16 protein-coding genes are annotated in these 15,025 nt (G+C 65.8%); 12 read left to right on the top strand and 4 right to left on the bottom strand.

Features of this window, described 5'->3' with window-relative positions:
* Nucleotides 1–2: 2 nt before the first annotated feature.
* Genes cobJ through cobG form a run of 4 tightly spaced genes read right to left on the bottom strand, consistent with a single transcriptional unit; the run spans nt 3 to nt 4,376 of the window.
* Nucleotides 3–1,703 carry a precorrin-3B C(17)-methyltransferase gene (gene cobJ, locus M5G11_RS23815; protein WP_273913831.1) on the bottom strand — a complete coding sequence of 567 codons (1,701 nt, stop codon included), beginning with the start codon at nt 1,701–1,703 and terminating at the stop codon, nt 3–5.
* Nucleotides 1,703–2,437: a precorrin-2 C(20)-methyltransferase gene (locus tag M5G11_RS23810; protein WP_273913830.1), complete on the bottom strand. Its 735-nt coding sequence runs from the start codon at nt 2,435–2,437 to the stop codon at nt 1,703–1,705. Before M5G11_RS23810 ends, cobJ begins: the two co-directional genes overlap by 1 nt.
* The gene (locus M5G11_RS23805; RefSeq protein WP_273913829.1) at nt 2,434–3,060 is read right to left on the bottom strand and encodes a precorrin-8X methylmutase; all 627 of its coding nucleotides are present in this window, start codon (nt 3,058–3,060) and stop codon (nt 2,434–2,436) included. Before M5G11_RS23805 ends, M5G11_RS23810 begins: the two co-directional genes overlap by 4 nt.
* Nucleotides 3,057–4,376, bottom strand: coding sequence for a precorrin-3B synthase (gene cobG / locus M5G11_RS23800; protein ID WP_273913828.1), 1,320 nt, complete (start codon nt 4,374–4,376; stop codon nt 3,057–3,059). Before cobG ends, M5G11_RS23805 begins: the two co-directional genes overlap by 4 nt.
* A 117-nt stretch (nt 4,377–4,493) precedes the next feature.
* Between cobG and cbiE the strand changes: the two genes are divergently transcribed.
* The 12 genes from cbiE (at nt 4,494) to M5G11_RS23740 (ending at nt 15,001) form a co-directional block, all read left to right on the top strand.
* The gene (cbiE, locus tag M5G11_RS23795) at nt 4,494–5,705 is read left to right on the top strand and encodes a precorrin-6y C5,15-methyltransferase (decarboxylating) subunit CbiE (protein WP_273913827.1); all 1,212 of its coding nucleotides are present in this window, start codon (nt 4,494–4,496) and stop codon (nt 5,703–5,705) included.
* Nucleotides 5,698–6,795, top strand: a complete 1,098-nt coding sequence (locus tag M5G11_RS23790) for a cobalt-precorrin-5B (C(1))-methyltransferase (RefSeq protein ID WP_273913826.1) — start codon at nt 5,698–5,700, stop codon at nt 6,793–6,795. The genes cbiE and M5G11_RS23790 overlap by 8 nt, the downstream gene beginning before the upstream one ends.
* The gene (locus M5G11_RS23785; RefSeq protein WP_273913825.1) at nt 6,792–7,511 is read left to right on the top strand and encodes a cobalt-precorrin-6A reductase; all 720 of its coding nucleotides are present in this window, start codon (nt 6,792–6,794) and stop codon (nt 7,509–7,511) included. Before M5G11_RS23790 ends, M5G11_RS23785 begins: the two co-directional genes overlap by 4 nt.
* A 410-nt stretch (nt 7,512–7,921) precedes the next feature.
* Complete coding sequence (gene vapB, locus M5G11_RS23780) at nt 7,922–8,152, top strand: type II toxin-antitoxin system VapB family antitoxin (protein ID WP_273913824.1); 231 nt, start codon at nt 7,922–7,924, stop codon at nt 8,150–8,152.
* Complete coding sequence (gene vapC, locus M5G11_RS23775) at nt 8,152–8,562, top strand: type II toxin-antitoxin system tRNA(fMet)-specific endonuclease VapC (protein WP_273913823.1); 411 nt, start codon at nt 8,152–8,154, stop codon at nt 8,560–8,562. Before vapB ends, vapC begins: the two co-directional genes overlap by 1 nt.
* Nucleotides 8,563–8,614: 52 nt before the next feature.
* Complete coding sequence (locus M5G11_RS23770) at nt 8,615–9,052, top strand: NfeD family protein (protein WP_273913822.1); 438 nt, start codon at nt 8,615–8,617, stop codon at nt 9,050–9,052.
* Nucleotides 9,053–9,085: 33 nt separating this feature from the next.
* Nucleotides 9,086–9,940 (top strand): SPFH domain-containing protein, encoded by an 855-nt coding sequence (locus tag M5G11_RS23765; protein ID WP_273913821.1) that lies wholly within the window; start codon nt 9,086–9,088, stop codon nt 9,938–9,940.
* Nucleotides 9,941–10,053: 113 nt separating this feature from the next.
* Nucleotides 10,054–10,440 (top strand): DUF2946 domain-containing protein, encoded by a 387-nt coding sequence (locus M5G11_RS23760; RefSeq protein ID WP_273913820.1) that lies wholly within the window; start codon nt 10,054–10,056, stop codon nt 10,438–10,440.
* A 47-nt stretch (nt 10,441–10,487) separates the two neighbouring features.
* Nucleotides 10,488–10,958: a copper chaperone PCu(A)C gene (locus M5G11_RS23755; RefSeq protein WP_273913819.1), complete on the top strand. Its 471-nt coding sequence runs from the start codon at nt 10,488–10,490 to the stop codon at nt 10,956–10,958.
* A gap of 19 nt (nt 10,959–10,977) precedes the next feature.
* A complete protein-coding gene (locus M5G11_RS23750; RefSeq protein ID WP_273913818.1) occupies nt 10,978–11,424 on the top strand; it encodes a DUF2946 domain-containing protein in 447 nt (148 codons plus the stop codon).
* Between the two features lie 80 nt (nt 11,425–11,504).
* Nucleotides 11,505–13,571, top strand: coding sequence for a TonB-dependent copper receptor (locus tag M5G11_RS23745; RefSeq protein ID WP_273913817.1), 2,067 nt, complete (start codon nt 11,505–11,507; stop codon nt 13,569–13,571).
* A gap of 59 nt (nt 13,572–13,630) precedes the next feature.
* Nucleotides 13,631–15,001, top strand: coding sequence for a PepSY-associated TM helix domain-containing protein (locus M5G11_RS23740; RefSeq protein ID WP_273913816.1), 1,371 nt, complete (start codon nt 13,631–13,633; stop codon nt 14,999–15,001).
* Nucleotides 15,002–15,025 lie beyond the last annotated feature (24 nt).

Here is a 15,025-nt window from a genome sequence, read left to right as displayed (position 1 = left end):
GTTCAGCCTGCCGTCGGGTACCAGCGCGGGGTGTAGACCCACTCGCCGCCGTCGGCACGGGCAAAGGTGCAGGTGGTAGAGGAGCCGACCAACACCATGGTGCGCATGTCGACCTGCTCCGGGGTCAGATCGCCCAGGCGGATGACACGCAGCGTCTGCCCCGGACGACCAATGTCGCGCCCAAGGACTACAGGGGTTTGCGGCGTGCGGTGCTGGCGGACGATTTCCAGGGCCCGGCCCAGCTGCCAGGGGCGCGAGCGCGAGATCGGGTTGTAGAAGGCCAATGCCAGGTCCGCTTGCGCGGCCAGGTCCAGGCGCTTCTCGATGATCGCCCAGGGCTTGAGGTTGTCCGACAACGACAACACGCAGAAGTCATGCCCCAACGGTGCCCCCGCCTGCGCCGCCGTGGCGAGCGATGCGGAAACGCCAGGCAGCATCTGCAACTCGACGCGGTGCCAGGCCGGCTCGCTGGATTCGTGCAGGGCTTCGAGCACCGCAGCCGCCATGGCGAACACGCCTGGGTCACCTGACGACACCACCACCACCGAACGACCTTGTGCCGCCAGTTCGAAGGCGTGACGGGCACGCTGCATCTCTTCGCGGTTGTCGGTGCAATGCAGCACCTGGTCGGCGCGGAACGGGCCGGCCATGCGCACGTAGGTTTCGTACCCCAGCACATCGTTGGCGCGCGCCAGCTCGGCTTTCACCGCCGGCACCATCAGGTCGGCCGCGCCAGGGCCAAGGCCGATCACCGCCAGGCGACCACGGCCACGGCCAATCTGTTGCGGGTCGATGGGCTGGCTGGCCACGGCAATCGCCAGGCCTTCGCCAACACTGTGCGGCGCGAGCAATTGGGGCAGCGCGCGGGCCGCCAGCTCGCTGACCGACGCGGCCTCGGCGGCAAAGCGCAACGGCACGCCCAGCTCGGCAGCGGCGGCATGCAGCGCCGGTTCGGCCATCTCGGTTTCGCTGGCCAGCAGGCAGGCCAGCGCCGGCTCGGCGATTTTCGCGCCGTGCAGGGCATCACGTACGGCACGCGCCAGTTCCGGCACGCCGGCACTGACGGCCACCAGCACGCAACGCGGATAGATCACCAGCTCATTGGCGCTGGCTTCGCGGGCATCGCAACCCACATGAATGGCCAACTGCGCCTGTTCACTTTGCGGCAGTTGCGCCTGCTCCAGCCATGGCGCCGCACCGTCGATGCGCACGCTTTCCCCTGCGAGCAGGTCTGAGACGAAACGCTTGCCCAGTTCCAGGTCCGCCAGGGCATAGCCGCTGGGCGGGTTGAGCAGGCAGGTGCCAAAACGCAGCTCACCGCTGGTGGTGATGGCTGCTGCCACGCCCAGCCCGGCGGCGATTTCACGGGCCAGCAGGTTGACCCCGGCAAGCCCGCCGAGCAGCGGTACAACAGCGCTGCCGTCTTCGGCCACGGCGAGCACCGGCGGCTCTGCGCCCTTCTCCAGCAGCACGCTGGCCAGGCTGCGAATAACGATGCCGGCCGCGCACAGGGCGATGATCGGCGTGTCCTGTTGATAGAGCTGGCGCAGGGTGGCGCCGAACTCCTGATAGCTGCGGTCGACACCTTCGACACGGCCGGCCAGGCCGTGGATCAACGCATCGGGGTACAACTGCTGGAGCCTGCGCGCGGTGGCCAGGCTGCCCTTGCCGAGAATGACAATGGCCGGTGCTTGTACGCTCATCAGCCTTGCCACCTTTCGCCGGGAACAATGATCAGGGAGAAGTACGGCGACGACTGCGGATCGACTTCGTCGAGCGCGACGATCTTCTGGTTGGCCATGGTCGCGCGCTCCACATACAGCGCCCGCTCGGCCAGGCCCAGCTCAGCCAGCACGTCGCGCACCTTGGGGAAGTTGCGCCCCAGCTTCATGATCACTGCGGCGTCGGCATCGGCCAGGCGACGCTTGAGTTCGTCTGCCGGCAGCACGCCGGAGAGCACCGACAGGCTCTGGTTGCGGTACACCAGCGGCGCACCCAGCACCGAAGCACCGCCCAGCATCGAGCACACACCGGGGATCACTTCGGCCTCATAGCGCTCGGCAAGGCGGTCGTGCAGGTACATGTAGGAGCCGTAGAAGAACGGGTCACCCTCACAGATCACCGCGACGTCACGACCGGCATCCAGGTGCGCGGCCACTTCGAGGCTGGCGTTGTCGTAGAAGTCGCTGATTACCTGTTCATAGGACAGCGGCGCCGGCAGTACCTCGGTGGTCACCGGGTACACCAGCGGCAGCAGGGTCTGTTCGGCCTGCAGGTGGCCCTCGATGATGCCGAAGGCATTGCCGCGCTTGCCCTTGGCGACGAAGTACGCCACCACGGGCGACTCGCGCAGCAGGCGCAGGGCCTTGACGGTAATCAGTTCCGGGTCGCCCGGGCCCACGCCCAGGCCGAGCAAACGTCCTCGTGCCGACATCATTCGACCTCCGTGGCCAGTGCGTTGACCGCCGCAGCGGCCATCGCGCTGCCGCCCAGACGGCCTTCGACGATCACGAACGGCACGCCACGGCTGTCGGCCGCGAGCATCGCCTTGGATTCTGCCGCGCCGACAAAGCCGACCGGGAAGCCGAGGATCAACGCCGGTTTCGGCGCGCCAGCATCGATCATTTCCAGCAGGTAGAACAGCGCGGTCGGCGCGTTGCCGATCACTACCACGCTGCCTTCCAGATGGGGCCGCCACAGTTCCAGGGCGACCGCCGAGCGGGTGTTGCCCAGTCCCTTGGCCAGCTCCGGGACGCTTTCGTCACGCAGCGTGCAGATCACCTCGTTGTTCGCCGGCAGGCGCGCGCGGGTGATGCCTTCGGCGACCATGCGCGCGTCGCACAGGATCGGCGCACCAGCGGCCAGGGCATCGCGCCCGGCCTTGCCGGCACCCTCGGAGAAGCGCAGCGCGTCAACCACCCCGACCATGCCGCAGGCGTGAATCACCCGCACTGCGAGCTTTTCCAGGTCGGCCGGGATCCGCTCCAGGCGGGCCTCCTGGCGGATGATGGCGAAGGAGTTGCGATAAATCTCCTGGCCGTCGCGGATGTAATCAATCATCGAGGTGTGCTCCGTGGACGGGCGTCTAGTTCGGCGCCCGCCTCTTCCAATGTCAGGTTCTGCCCAACGGGCATACCCAGGCCAGGTTGGCCAGGGCGAGAAATAAACAGGTCGTAACGACCGGGCCCGACGGCCATCAAGGTCGCCGGCGCCGTGTGGGCCAGCGCGCAGGAGCGCGCACAGCCACTGAGATGAATGCCGGCAACCGGGCCTTGGCGCCGTAGCAGGCCGGCCAGTTGCACGGCGTCGGCCTTGGTGTCGGCCTGGGCCTTGGCGCAACCGGCAGAGCCGGTGCAGGCGACCATTTGCGCCAGCGATGCCGCCGGGTCGCACAACAGGCCCAGGGCGTTCAACGCCGCCAGTGCGGCATCGGCCTGCGCAGCCGGGATGTTCGGGATCAGCAGGCTTTGCCATGGGGTCATGCGCAGGCTGGCGTCACCCAGGGTGCTTGCCAGCGTTGCGGCGCCGCGCAATTGTGCGGCGCTCAGCCGGCCGAGCGGTGCAGCCGCGCCCACGCACACGCGATCCTGTTGGCGCTGTGGGTAGACTCCCAAGTGCAGCGCGAGGTCACGCCCCGTGCGTCGCCAGCCCAATACCGCAGCATCGCGACGCAAGGTCAGCGGCAGGCCGTGAAGGAATGTCTCGACATCAACCACGGCCAATAGCTGACGCATTCGTGATTGCTCGGCACTCGCCAGATCGAGGAAGCGCTGCAACACCGCCAGTACCAGCGCATGCCCATCGGCCAACGGCACGGCGGCCAAGGGCGCGCCAGGACACCCGGCCAGGCCAAAGCCCAGCCAGACATCCCCTTCCAGCATCAGCGGGGACAGCCAAAGGTCATGGGCGTGATCAAGCATCGCAAGGTCTTCGCCACCGTCCAGCTGGACTGCAAACTTGGCTGACAGCTGATGCAGGCGCTCGACGGTTTGCAACGATTCGAGAATCTGTGCTGCCAGCGCCCGGCTGTCGAACAGCATCGCCCTGTCCAGGCCCGCGCTGGGGCTGAGCATCAGGTTGCGCACATCGTCGCCGGCCGCCTCGCGGGGCCCCAGCCCGGCGTCGAGCAGGTGCCCGATCAACCCGGCATGGTCGGCGCCAATGCCGCGAATCTGCAGGTTGCTGCGGTTGGTCACCTCGATCACGCCACCGGCATAGCGCTCGGCGGCTTCAGCCACCGCCATGGCCTGCGCCGCGCTCAGCCGGCCACCGTCGAGCTTGATCCGCGAAATGCCGCCGTCCAGCGCCTGGACGATGCGCCACAACCCCGGGCAGGCCGAGGGGCGAAGGGCAGAAGGCGGCGACGCGTGGTTCAAATGATCACCCGGTAATCGTCAAAAGACGCTGGCGGCAGGAAGGCGCGGTATTATGCCTGCTTTGTCCGCTGGCAGGCTAAGCCAGCCGGTCGGATTGCCCTGTGAAAGAGGAACGGCATGGCGCCCTGGTTGACCATAGTAGGAATCGGCGAAGACGGCTTCAACGGCCTCGGCAAGCAGGCCCGACGGGCCTTGTTGCAGGCCGGCAAGGTGTTTGGCGGGCCACGCCAGCTGGACCTGCTGCCACACTGCATCCGCGCCGAGCGCCTGAGCTGGCCAAGCCCGTTCTCGCTCGCGCCGGTGTTGGCGTTGCGTGGTGAGCCGGTGTGCGTGCTGGCCAGCGGCGACCCGATGCTCTACGGCGTCGGTGCCAGCCTCGCGCGGCAGGTCGACAGCAGCGAGCTGCGCGTACTCTCCTCGCCTTCGTCCTACTCACTGGCCGCCGCCCGCCTCGGCTGGCCGCTGCAGGACGTGGTCACGCTGTCGGTGGTCGCCCGCCCATTGGCCGCGGTTGCCGCGCACCTGTACAGCGGCCAGCGCCTGCTGGTGTTGAGCAACGACGGTGACAGCCCGGCGGCGCTTGCCGAACTGCTGCGCGCGCGCGGTTTCGCACCGAGCCGGATCAGCGTGCTGGAACACCTGGGCGGTGCGGCCGAGCGGCGTATCGACGGCGAGGCCAGTGACTGGAACCCCGGCGCGATTGCTGCCCTCAATTTGGTCGCCATTGAATGCCGTGCGGCGGCCGATGCACCGCGCCTGTCGCCATTGGCCGGGCTGCCAGATTCGGCGTTCCGCCATGACGGCCAGATCACCAAACGCGACGTGCGCGCCATCACCCTTGCGCGCCTGGCACCGCAGCCGGGCGAACTGCTCTGGGATGTCGGCGCCGGCAGCGGCTCGATCGGTATCGAATGGATGCGCGCGCACCCCAGCTGCCGCGCGCTGGCCATTGAAGCCGACGAAGGCCGCCAGCAACTGATCGAACACAACCGCGATGCCCTCGGTGTGCCTGGCCTGCAATTGGTGTGCGGACGCGCGCCACAAGCGCTGGAGGGGCTGGAGCGACCCGACGCGATCTTCATCGGTGGCGGCGTGACCCGCGAAGGCGTGCTCGACACCTGCTGGGCGCAACTGCGCCCGGGTGGCCGGCTGGTAGCCAATGCCGTGACCCTGCAAAGTGAAACCCTGTTGATGAGCTGGCGTGCGCAACATGGCGGCGAGCTGACGCGCATTCATATTGCGCAAGCGCAGCCGCTGGGCGAATTCGACACCTGGCGCCAGGCGCTGCCGATCACCCTGCTCGACGTGGTCAAACCCCTCGATGCGTGACGAGACCGCCGAACAACCCACGCCGTTGCGCAGCGGCCTGACCACTGGCAGCTGCGCCACCGCCACCAGCCTGGCCGCCGCGCGGCTGCTGCTGACCGGCCAGGATAATGACGCCGTGCAGATCACCCTGCCCAAGGGCAAGCAGGTGCAGATGCGCCTGGAATTCTGCCGGCTGTTCGACGGCGGCGCCGAGGCCGGCACGCTGAAGGATGCCGGCGACGACCCGGATGTCACCCATGGCGCGCTGCTGTATAGCAGCGTGCGGCTGGTTGCTGAGCCGGGCGTAGGTTTTGTCGCCGGCCAAGGTGTCGGCACCGTGACCCGCCCAGGCCTGGTGCTGGCGGTCGGTGAGCCGGCGATCAACCCGGTGCCACGCCGGATGATGACCGAGCATCTGCAGGCGCTGGCTGCCAGTTGCAACTATGGCGGCGGCTTCGAAGTGACGGTGAACGTGCGCGATGGCGAAAGCCTGGCGTTGAAGACCATGAACCCGCGCCTGGGGATTCTCGGCGGGCTGTCGATTCTGGGTACCAGTGGGATTGTCCGGCCGTTTTCCTGCTCGGCCTATATCGCCTCGATCCACCAGGGTATCGATGTGGCCAAGACCAATGGCTACGAACACATCGCCGCGTGCACCGGCAACGCCAGCGAAGACACCATGCGCCAGGTCTACAACCTGCCGGAGATCGCCCTGATCGAGATGGGCGATTTTGTCGGTGCGGTGCTCAAGCACCTGCGCAAGGTGCCGGTGGGCAAGCTGAGCATTTGCGGCGGTTTCGGCAAGATCAGCAAGTTGGCGGCCGGGCACATGGACCTGCACAGCCGGCATTCGAGCATCGACCTGCCGCAGTTGGCCGAATGGGCTGCCGCGGTCGGTGCGGATGACGCGTTGCAGGCCGCGATCATCGCGGCCAATACCAGCCAGCAGGCGTTGGCGCTGGCCCATGCGGCCGGCGTGAAGCTGGGTGATGCGGTGTGTGCGCATGCCTTGGCGTTTGCCAGCAGCGTGGTGCCGGCGCAGGTGCAAGTGGAAGTCTTCGCCATCGACCGCCAGGGCGGCATCGTCGGCCGGGCGGGGGTGCAGCAATGAGCCGACGGATCCTGTTGCTGGGAGGGGTGACCGAGGCGTTGGCGCTGGCCCGGCGCCTGGGCCCGGAGCACGTCTACAGCCTGGCCGGCATCGGCCGCGTGCCGCAGGACCTGCACTGTCAGGTGCGGGTGGGTGGCTATGGCGGGGCTGAAGGGTTGGCGGCGTACCTTCGCGCCGAGGGGATTGGCCTGGTGATTGATGCCACGCACCCGTATGCCGCGCAGATCAGTGCCAATGCGGCGCAGGCGGCATTGCTGGCCGGGATCCCCTGCTGGGCCTTGCGCCGGCCGGCGTGGCAGGCGCAGCCGGGGGATGACTGGCGCGAGGTGGCGGGCTGGGCGCAATTGATCGCAGCGCTCAAGGCGTTTCGCCGGCCGTTGTTCACCCTGGGGCGTGAGCCATTGCAGCATTTGGGGGAAATCCCGCCGGAGCAGTTCTGGACCTTGCGCGCGCTGGAAGCTTGCCCGGGCAATGAGCGCTGCGAGGTGATCGGCGCGCGTGGGCCGTTTCTGCTGGAGGATGAGCGGGCGCTGTTCCAGCGTCGGCAGATTGATGTGCTGATCAGCAAGAACAGCGGCAGCAGCGCGACCGAGCCCAAGCTTGAGGTGGCCCGGGAGCTGGGAGTGCCGGTGTTGATTCTGCAGCGGCCGCAGCTTGCCGAGGTGACGCGGGAGTTTGGGACGGTGGAGGCGGTGCTTGAGGCGCTGGGGTTGTAGGGACTATCTATTTGATTTGTTGCCTTTGCTGGCCGATTCCGCCCTTACCGCCCATTTAGCGACACCTCCGTTCAGCCTCAGGAACATGGCGCACTCAGATCAAAATCAAGATCAACCGCACAATTCGCTTCGCTCTTGCTTTGCACGTCGCCTACAGAGCAAAGCCGAACACTGTGAGAATGACTGTCTTGCACAACCTGTTGTAGCCGCTGCCGGCAGGCTGCGCTGGAGCCCGTGAGGGCTCCCAAAGGCGGCGCCTGCGTTGCAGGCGAGCGCAGCCTGACGGCAGCGGCTACACGGTCGCTGGAAATTCTTATTTCGGAGCCTCACGGCCCGCGTATATCCCATTGACAGATACCAGCCGCCACTTAAACTTGGTCATACTTTTTGACTGTCCAAAGGAGTCAATCATGGAGCAAGGTGCCGTATTCAAAAGCAACCGAAGCCAGGCCATCCGCCTGCCAAAGTCTGTAGCCATGCCCGAGGATGTCACCCGAGTGGATGTCGTAGCCGTGGGAAGAACCCGCATCATTTCGCCCGCAGGCGAATCCTGGGACAGCTGGTTCGAGGGTGACGACGTCAGCCCCGACTTCATGGCTTCCAGGGAACAGCCTGCCGATCAAGAGCGCGAAGGATTCTGATGCTCAAGTACATGCTGGATACCAACATCTGCATTTTCACCATCAAGAACAAGCCGCAGGAAGTCCGCGATGCCTTCAATCGCCATGGCAACCAACTGTGCATCAGCACGATTACCTTGATGGAGCTGATGTACGGCGCGGAGAAGTCCGCAACCCCCGAGCGCAACCTAGCGATTGTCGAAGGTTTTGCCGCCCGCCTCGAAGTGCTGGACTACAACACGCAGGCCGCAGCTCACAGTGGGCAATTGCGTGCCGAACTGGCAATGGCCGGCACCCCCATTGGCCCCTACGACCAGATGATTGCCGGGCACGCTCGCGCTTGCGGGCTGATCCTGGTCACCCACAATGCGCGCGAGTTCACCCACGTCCCTGGGCTGAGGGTCGAAGACTGGATTAGCGCCTCACGGTAACCCGCCGTCCATTACACTCCCCCTCTCACCGTCCCCCTCACAAGGCCTCGAAATGGATATTCAATGGTGGATCTGGCTGGTACTGGGCATCGGCCTGATCGTCCTCGAAATGCTGCTGCCGACCTTCTTCATTCTCTGGTTCGGCATCGGTGCCGTGGTCGTCGCCCTGGTCGCCTGGCTCGCCCCGGCCCTGCAACTGGACATGCAGGTGCTGCTCTGGGTAGTGCTCTCCTCGGTCACCGCCGCGCTCTGGTTCAAAGTGTTCAAACGCAAAAAGCCCGACGTACGCTGGACCGCCGACACCGCCCTTGGTGAAGTCGGACTGCTGACCCAGACAGTCTCGGAATTCAACAAAGGCCGCGTACGCTTCCAGAAACCCATCCTCGGCAACGAAGAATGGATCTGCGTCGCAAGCGCCGAAATTCCCGCCGGCGAGCGGGTGCGCATCCTCGCCATCGAAGGCAATACCGTACGGGTCGGGCGCGCCTGACACCTGTATTCACATCAAAGGAAGATCGATTCAATGACCAGTCTGATTGTCACCGGCGCCATAGCCCTGTTCGTCCTCATCACCCTGTTCAAGGGCGTACGCATCGTGCCCCAGGGTGAAGAGTGGATCGTCGAGCGCCTGGGCCGTTACCACACCACCCTCAAGCCCGGCCTGAACTTCGTCATCCCGTACATGGACGTGGTCGCCTACCGCCTGCCCACCAAGGACATCATCCTCGATGTGCAACAACAGGAAATCATCACCCGCGACAACGCGGTGATCGTCGCCAACGCCCTGTGCTTCGCCAAGGTCATCGACCCGCAAAAAGCCTCCTACGGCGTGCAGGACTACGCCTTCGCCGTCACCAGCCTGACCATGACCTCGCTGCGCGCCATCGTCGGCGCCATGGACCTGGACGAAGCACTCTCCGGCCGTGAACAGATCAAGGCCCGCCTGCGCGAAGTGATGTCGGAACAGACCGAAGACTGGGGCGTGACCGTGCGCTCGGTAGAGATCCAGGACATCCGCCCGTCCGCGAACATGCAGTCGGCCATGGAACGCCAGGCCGCCGCCGAGCGTGAACGTAAAGCCGATGTCACCCGCGCCGAAGGCGCCAAGCAGGCGGCGATCCTCGAAGCCGAGGCCCGCCAGCAATCGGCCAAGCTGGACGCCGAAGCCCAGATCAACCTGGCTGAAGCCTCGGCACGCGCGATCACCCTGGTCAAGGATGCCGTCGGCACCGAGATCACCCCGGCCATGTACCTGCTGGGCGAACGCTACATCAGTGCCATGGAAAACCTGGCCCAGAGCAGCAACAGCAAAATCGTGGTGCTGCCGGCCGACCTGCAGGAAACCGTGCGCGGCCTGATGGGCCGCAACAAAGGCTGATCCCGCACTGCCCGCCGGGGGCCCTGCGGCACTTGATCGCACCCCCGGCTTTTTTACATCTACGTGCAACTCTGGCTAAATAGCCACCACTCGATTCCTGACCGGATCTTTCCATGCCCCGACACCGGCTTGCCCCCGCCTGGATCGCCTGCCTCGCAGTGCTGTTCAATCTGCTGGTCATGCCGTTGTCGTCTGCTGCCCCGAAAAGTTCTGGTGACCAGGTGCTCTGGAGCCTGTTCTGCTCCGCCGGTGGCAGCAAGATGGTCGCCATCTCCCTGGGCCCGCAAGACGGCACCCAGCAGAACGACGACCACTCGACCATGCAGCACTGCTGGTGCTGCTCTGGTGCAGCGCCGCTGCTGGCATTGCCCGGGCACCCGCTGCAACTGGTCCACCCCAACGCAGACCTGCGCGCACCCGCTGTGCGCCTGGCCGTCCGTTCAGCCACACCGCGCCAGCAATGGCCGTCGCTCAACCCTCGCGCTTCCCCTTCAGTCTGAATTCGCTACGCTCACTGCTGTGACCCCGAATGGACTGGAGAATCACCATGCTCAAGAACGCCCTGCTGCTGGCCGCACTGTTGCTGCCCGCCACCTTTGCCAACGCCCACGAATACACCAAGGGTGACCTGCACATCGCCCACCCGTGGTCGCAGGAACTGCCGCCCAACGCGCCCAACGTTGCCGCCTATTTCATCGTGCACAACAACGGCAAGGCGGACGACCGCCTGCTCAGCGTCGACAGCCCGATCACCGACCGCGCCGAACTGCACGAGCATGTGCACAAGGACGGCCTGATGAAAATGCAGCAGGTCGCCAACGTGGTCGTTCCGGCCGGCAAGGACCTGGTCTTCGCCCCCGGCGCCTACCACGTCATGCTGCTGCAACCCAAGGACCGCAGCCTGCTCAGCGATGGCAAGCGCTTCCCGCTGACCCTGCATTTCGAGAAGGCCGGTGATGTAACCGTGGAAGTCGCGGTACAGAAACAGGCCCCCGAAGGCGAAGCCCACACGCACTGATCGCTGAACGCGGCTCGCCATGAGCACCGCCCGCCACAGACTCACCCGCAAGCGCAGCCCTGACACCAGGACGCTGCGCGGCAGTTGGTTGAGCCTGTTCGCCATGTTGATGATCTTTATCGGCCCACTGGTCTCCCAGTCGATGCCGATGGATCACCGTGCCGCCATGCCTGGCATGAGCATGGCCAGCAGCATGGACATGGGCAGCGCTGCCGAGTGCCATGGCGACAGCCATGCCAGTGGCAGCCAGGGCGGCGACCCGTCGCTGCATGTGATCTGGGAGAAATGCGGCTACTGCAGCCTGTTCTTCCACTGCCCGGCACTGCCACAACCGCTGAGCCTGCTGACCACCACGGCCACACCGCCGCTGCGGCTCATGGCCTTCCACACGCGCCAGGGCCATGCCCGCCAAACGGTCTTCCCCGGCGCCCGATCGCGCGCGCCGCCGGCCTTCATCGTCGTCTGAAACCACAACCTGCGCGCCTCAGGTCCGGCTATAGCCGATGACTGCGCGCACCTTCATGACTGATCGATGTTGGAATCCCTATGTCCGGCTGCACCCCTGTTTTTCGTCTGTCCCTGCGCGGGACCATCGCGCTGTTCTGCGGCACCTTGCTAAGCCCCTTGGCCCTGGCCGCAGAGGCCAGCCACGACGGCCATAACCACGACCTGGCCGAGCTGTCCCCCACCGTGATCACCGCCGTGGCACCGAGCTCGCCATTGACCATCGTCACCAACCCCAAGGACCCGCGCCAGCCCGTCCCGGCCAGTGACGGCGCCGACTACCTGAAGACCATCCCCGGCTTCTCGGCCATCCGTGCCGGCGGCACCAACGGCGACCCAGTGCTGCGCGGCATGTTCGGCTCGCGGCTGAACATCCTCACCAACGGCGGCATGATGCTCGGCGCCTGCCCCAACCGCATGGACGCACCCACCTCATACATCTCGCCAGAAACCTACGACCGCCTGACCGTGATCAAGGGTCCGCAAAGCGTGCAATGGGGCCCCGGTGGCTCGGCCGGGACCATCCTGTTTGACCGCGAACCGGAGAAGTTCGGCGAGCTGGGTACGCGAGTCAACGCCAGCCTGCTGGCCGGCTCCAACGGGCGCTTCGACAAGGTGCTCGACAGCGCCGCCGGCAATGCCCTGGGCTACGTGCGCTTCGTCGGCAACCAGTCGCGCTCGGACGACTATGAAGACGGCAACGGCGACAGCGTGCCGTCACGCTGGGACAAGTGGAACGGCGACCTCGCCGTGGGCTGGACCCCGGACGCCGACACCCTGCTCGAACTCACCGCTGGCAAGGGCGATGGCGAAGCGCGCTATGCCGGGCGAGGCATGGACGGCTCGCAGTTCAAGCGCGAAAGCCTGGGCCTGCGTTTTGAGAAGTCCAACCTCGGCGAGGTGCTCGACAAGGTCGAGGCGCAGGTCTACTACAACTACGCCGACCACGTGATGGACAACTACAGCCTGCGCCGCTCGCCCACCAGCGGCATGATGGCCGGGCCGATGGTCAGCAACGTCGACCGCCGCACCCTGGGTGCACGGATCAAGGCGACCTGGCGTTGGGCCGACGTGTCGCTGGTCAGCGGTATCGATGCGCAAACCAATGAACACCGCCAACGCGGCGGCATGGGCATCGATGCGCACAAGGGCAAGCCCTGGACCAAGGACGCCGATTTCCACAACTATGGCGTGTTCGGCGAGCTGACCTGGGAAACCAGCAATCAGGATCGCCTGATCACCGGCGCGCGCCTGGACCGCGCCTCGGCCAAGGACTACCGCCAGGTCAGCCCGACCAGCGGCGACACCCGCGCCGACACCTTGCCCAGCGGCTTCGTGCGCTTCGAGCATGACCTGGCCGACATCCCCGCCACCACCTACATCGGCCTGGGCCACACCCAGCGCTTCCCCGACTACTGGGAGCTGTTCTCGCCCAAGAGCGGCCCGAACGGTTCGCGCAACGCCTTCGACGGGCTCAAGCCGGAGAAAACCACCCAGCTGGACTTCGGCATCCAGTACAAGACCGAACGCCTGGACGCCTGGGCCTCGGGCTATATCGGCCAGGTGCGTGACTACATCCTGTTCGACTACACGCCGGGGATGATGGGCATGCTCAACTCCCAGGCCGAGAACATCGATGCGCGGATCATGGGCGGTGAGTTGGGTGCAGCCTATCAACTGACCTCGAATTGGAAAGCCGACGCGACCCTGGCCTACGCTTGGGGCAAGAACAGCAGCGATGGCAAGGCGCTGCCGCAAATGCCGCCACTGGAAAGCCGCCTGGGCCTGACCTACAGCCAGGACAACTGGAGCACCGGCGCACTGTGGCGGTTGGTCTCGGCGCAGAACCGCATTGACCAGAATGCCGGCAACGTGGTCGGCAAGGACTACGAAAAAAGTGCCGGCTTCGGCGTGTTCTCGCTCAATGGCGCGTACCGCGTCAGCAAGAACCTCAAGCTCAGTGCTGGCGTCGACAACCTGTTCGACAAGGCCTATGCCGAGCACCTGAACCTGGCCGGCAACGCCGGGTTCGGTTACCCGGCCAGTGACCCGCAAGCGATCAGCGAGCCGGGGCGGACCTTCTGGACCAAGGTCGACCTGAGTTTCTGACAACAATAAAAAGGCGCGGTCGATGACCGCGCCCAACCCGGTCAACAGGGGAGCGTGCCATGAGTAAACCGTCGATATCCTTCTACAACCTGGCCTGGCGTTGGCATTTCTATGCCGGGCTGTTCGTTGCGCCATTCATGATCCTGCTGGCGATCACCGGGATCATCTACCTGTTCAAGCCGCAGCTCGACCCGCTGCTGTATCGACCGCTGATGGTGGTCGAGGCCGGGCATCATCGGCAGACTGCCGACCGCTTGCTGCAGCAGGTGCAGGCGGCTTATCCGGCAGGCCAGGTCAGCCGGTACCTGCCAGCGCCTGCGCCCGAGCGCAGCGCACAATTCGTGGTGAATGCGGGCGGCCGTGAGCTGAATGTGTTCATCAACCCCTACACCGGCGCCGTGCTCGGCGAGCAGGACGCCAAGCAGAACCTGCAAGCCATTGCCCGCGCGCTGCATGGCGAACTGATGATCGGTACCGTCGGTGACCGGCTGGTGGAACTGGCGGCGGGCTGGGGGATTGTCCTGGTGGTGTCCGGCCTGTACCTCTGGTGGCCGCGCGGCAAGGCGTCGGCCGGGGTGCTCTGGCCGCGCCTGAATGCCCGGGGGCGCCTGCTGTGGCGCGACCTGCATGCGGTGACCGGGTTCTGGGGCTCGGCGCTGTTGTTGCTGATGCTGCTGAGCGGCATGACCTGGACCGGGTTCTGGGGCAAGCAGTACGCCGACCTGTGGAACCGTTTTCCGGCAGCGATGTGGAACGATGTGCCCAAGTCCGACCAGCAGGCGCGCGAGCTGAACAGCGCTGCGCGCCAGACCGTGCCGTGGGCGCTGGAGAACACGCCGATGCCGGTGTCTGGCGCACATGCCGAGCATGCCGGCCACGGCGACATGGCCAGCGGCCCGGCGGCGCCGCAAGTGAGCCTGCAACAGGTGCAGGACCTGGCTGGGGCACGTGGGGTCGAAGCGGGTTACAGCATCACCCTGCCAACCAGCGCCAGCGGGGTGTTCACCGTGGCGGTGTTTGCCGATGACCCGCGCAATGATGCAACCCTGCATGTTGATCAATACACCGGCAAGGTCTTGGTGGATGTGCGTTGGGCCGATTACAGCCCGGTGGCGCGGGCCACGGAAATGGGGGTGATGTTGCATGAGGGCAAGCTGTTCGGGCGCTTCAACCAGCTGGTGATACTGCTGGTGTGCCTGATGATTCTGCTGGGGGCGGTGAGCGGGCTGGTGATGTGGTGGAAGCGTCGGCCGCAGGGCGGCCTGGGTGTGCCGCCGCTGCGCCATGACCTGCCGCGCTGGAAGGGCGCGACGGCGATCATGCTGGTGCTGGGGGTGGCGTTTCCGCTGGTGGGGGTGTCGATGCTGGTGGTGTGGTTGCTCGACAGCGTTTTCGCTCGACGCCCAGGCCTGAGAAGCATCGCGGATTGATACCGCCTGTAGATACCGTCTTGC

Origin of the sequence: Pseudomonas fontis (genome assembly GCF_028656955.1) — a bacterium.
Classification (GTDB): domain Bacteria; phylum Pseudomonadota; class Gammaproteobacteria; order Pseudomonadales; family Pseudomonadaceae; genus Aquipseudomonas; species Aquipseudomonas fontis.
This window is presented reverse-complemented; position numbering and strand designations above follow the sequence as displayed.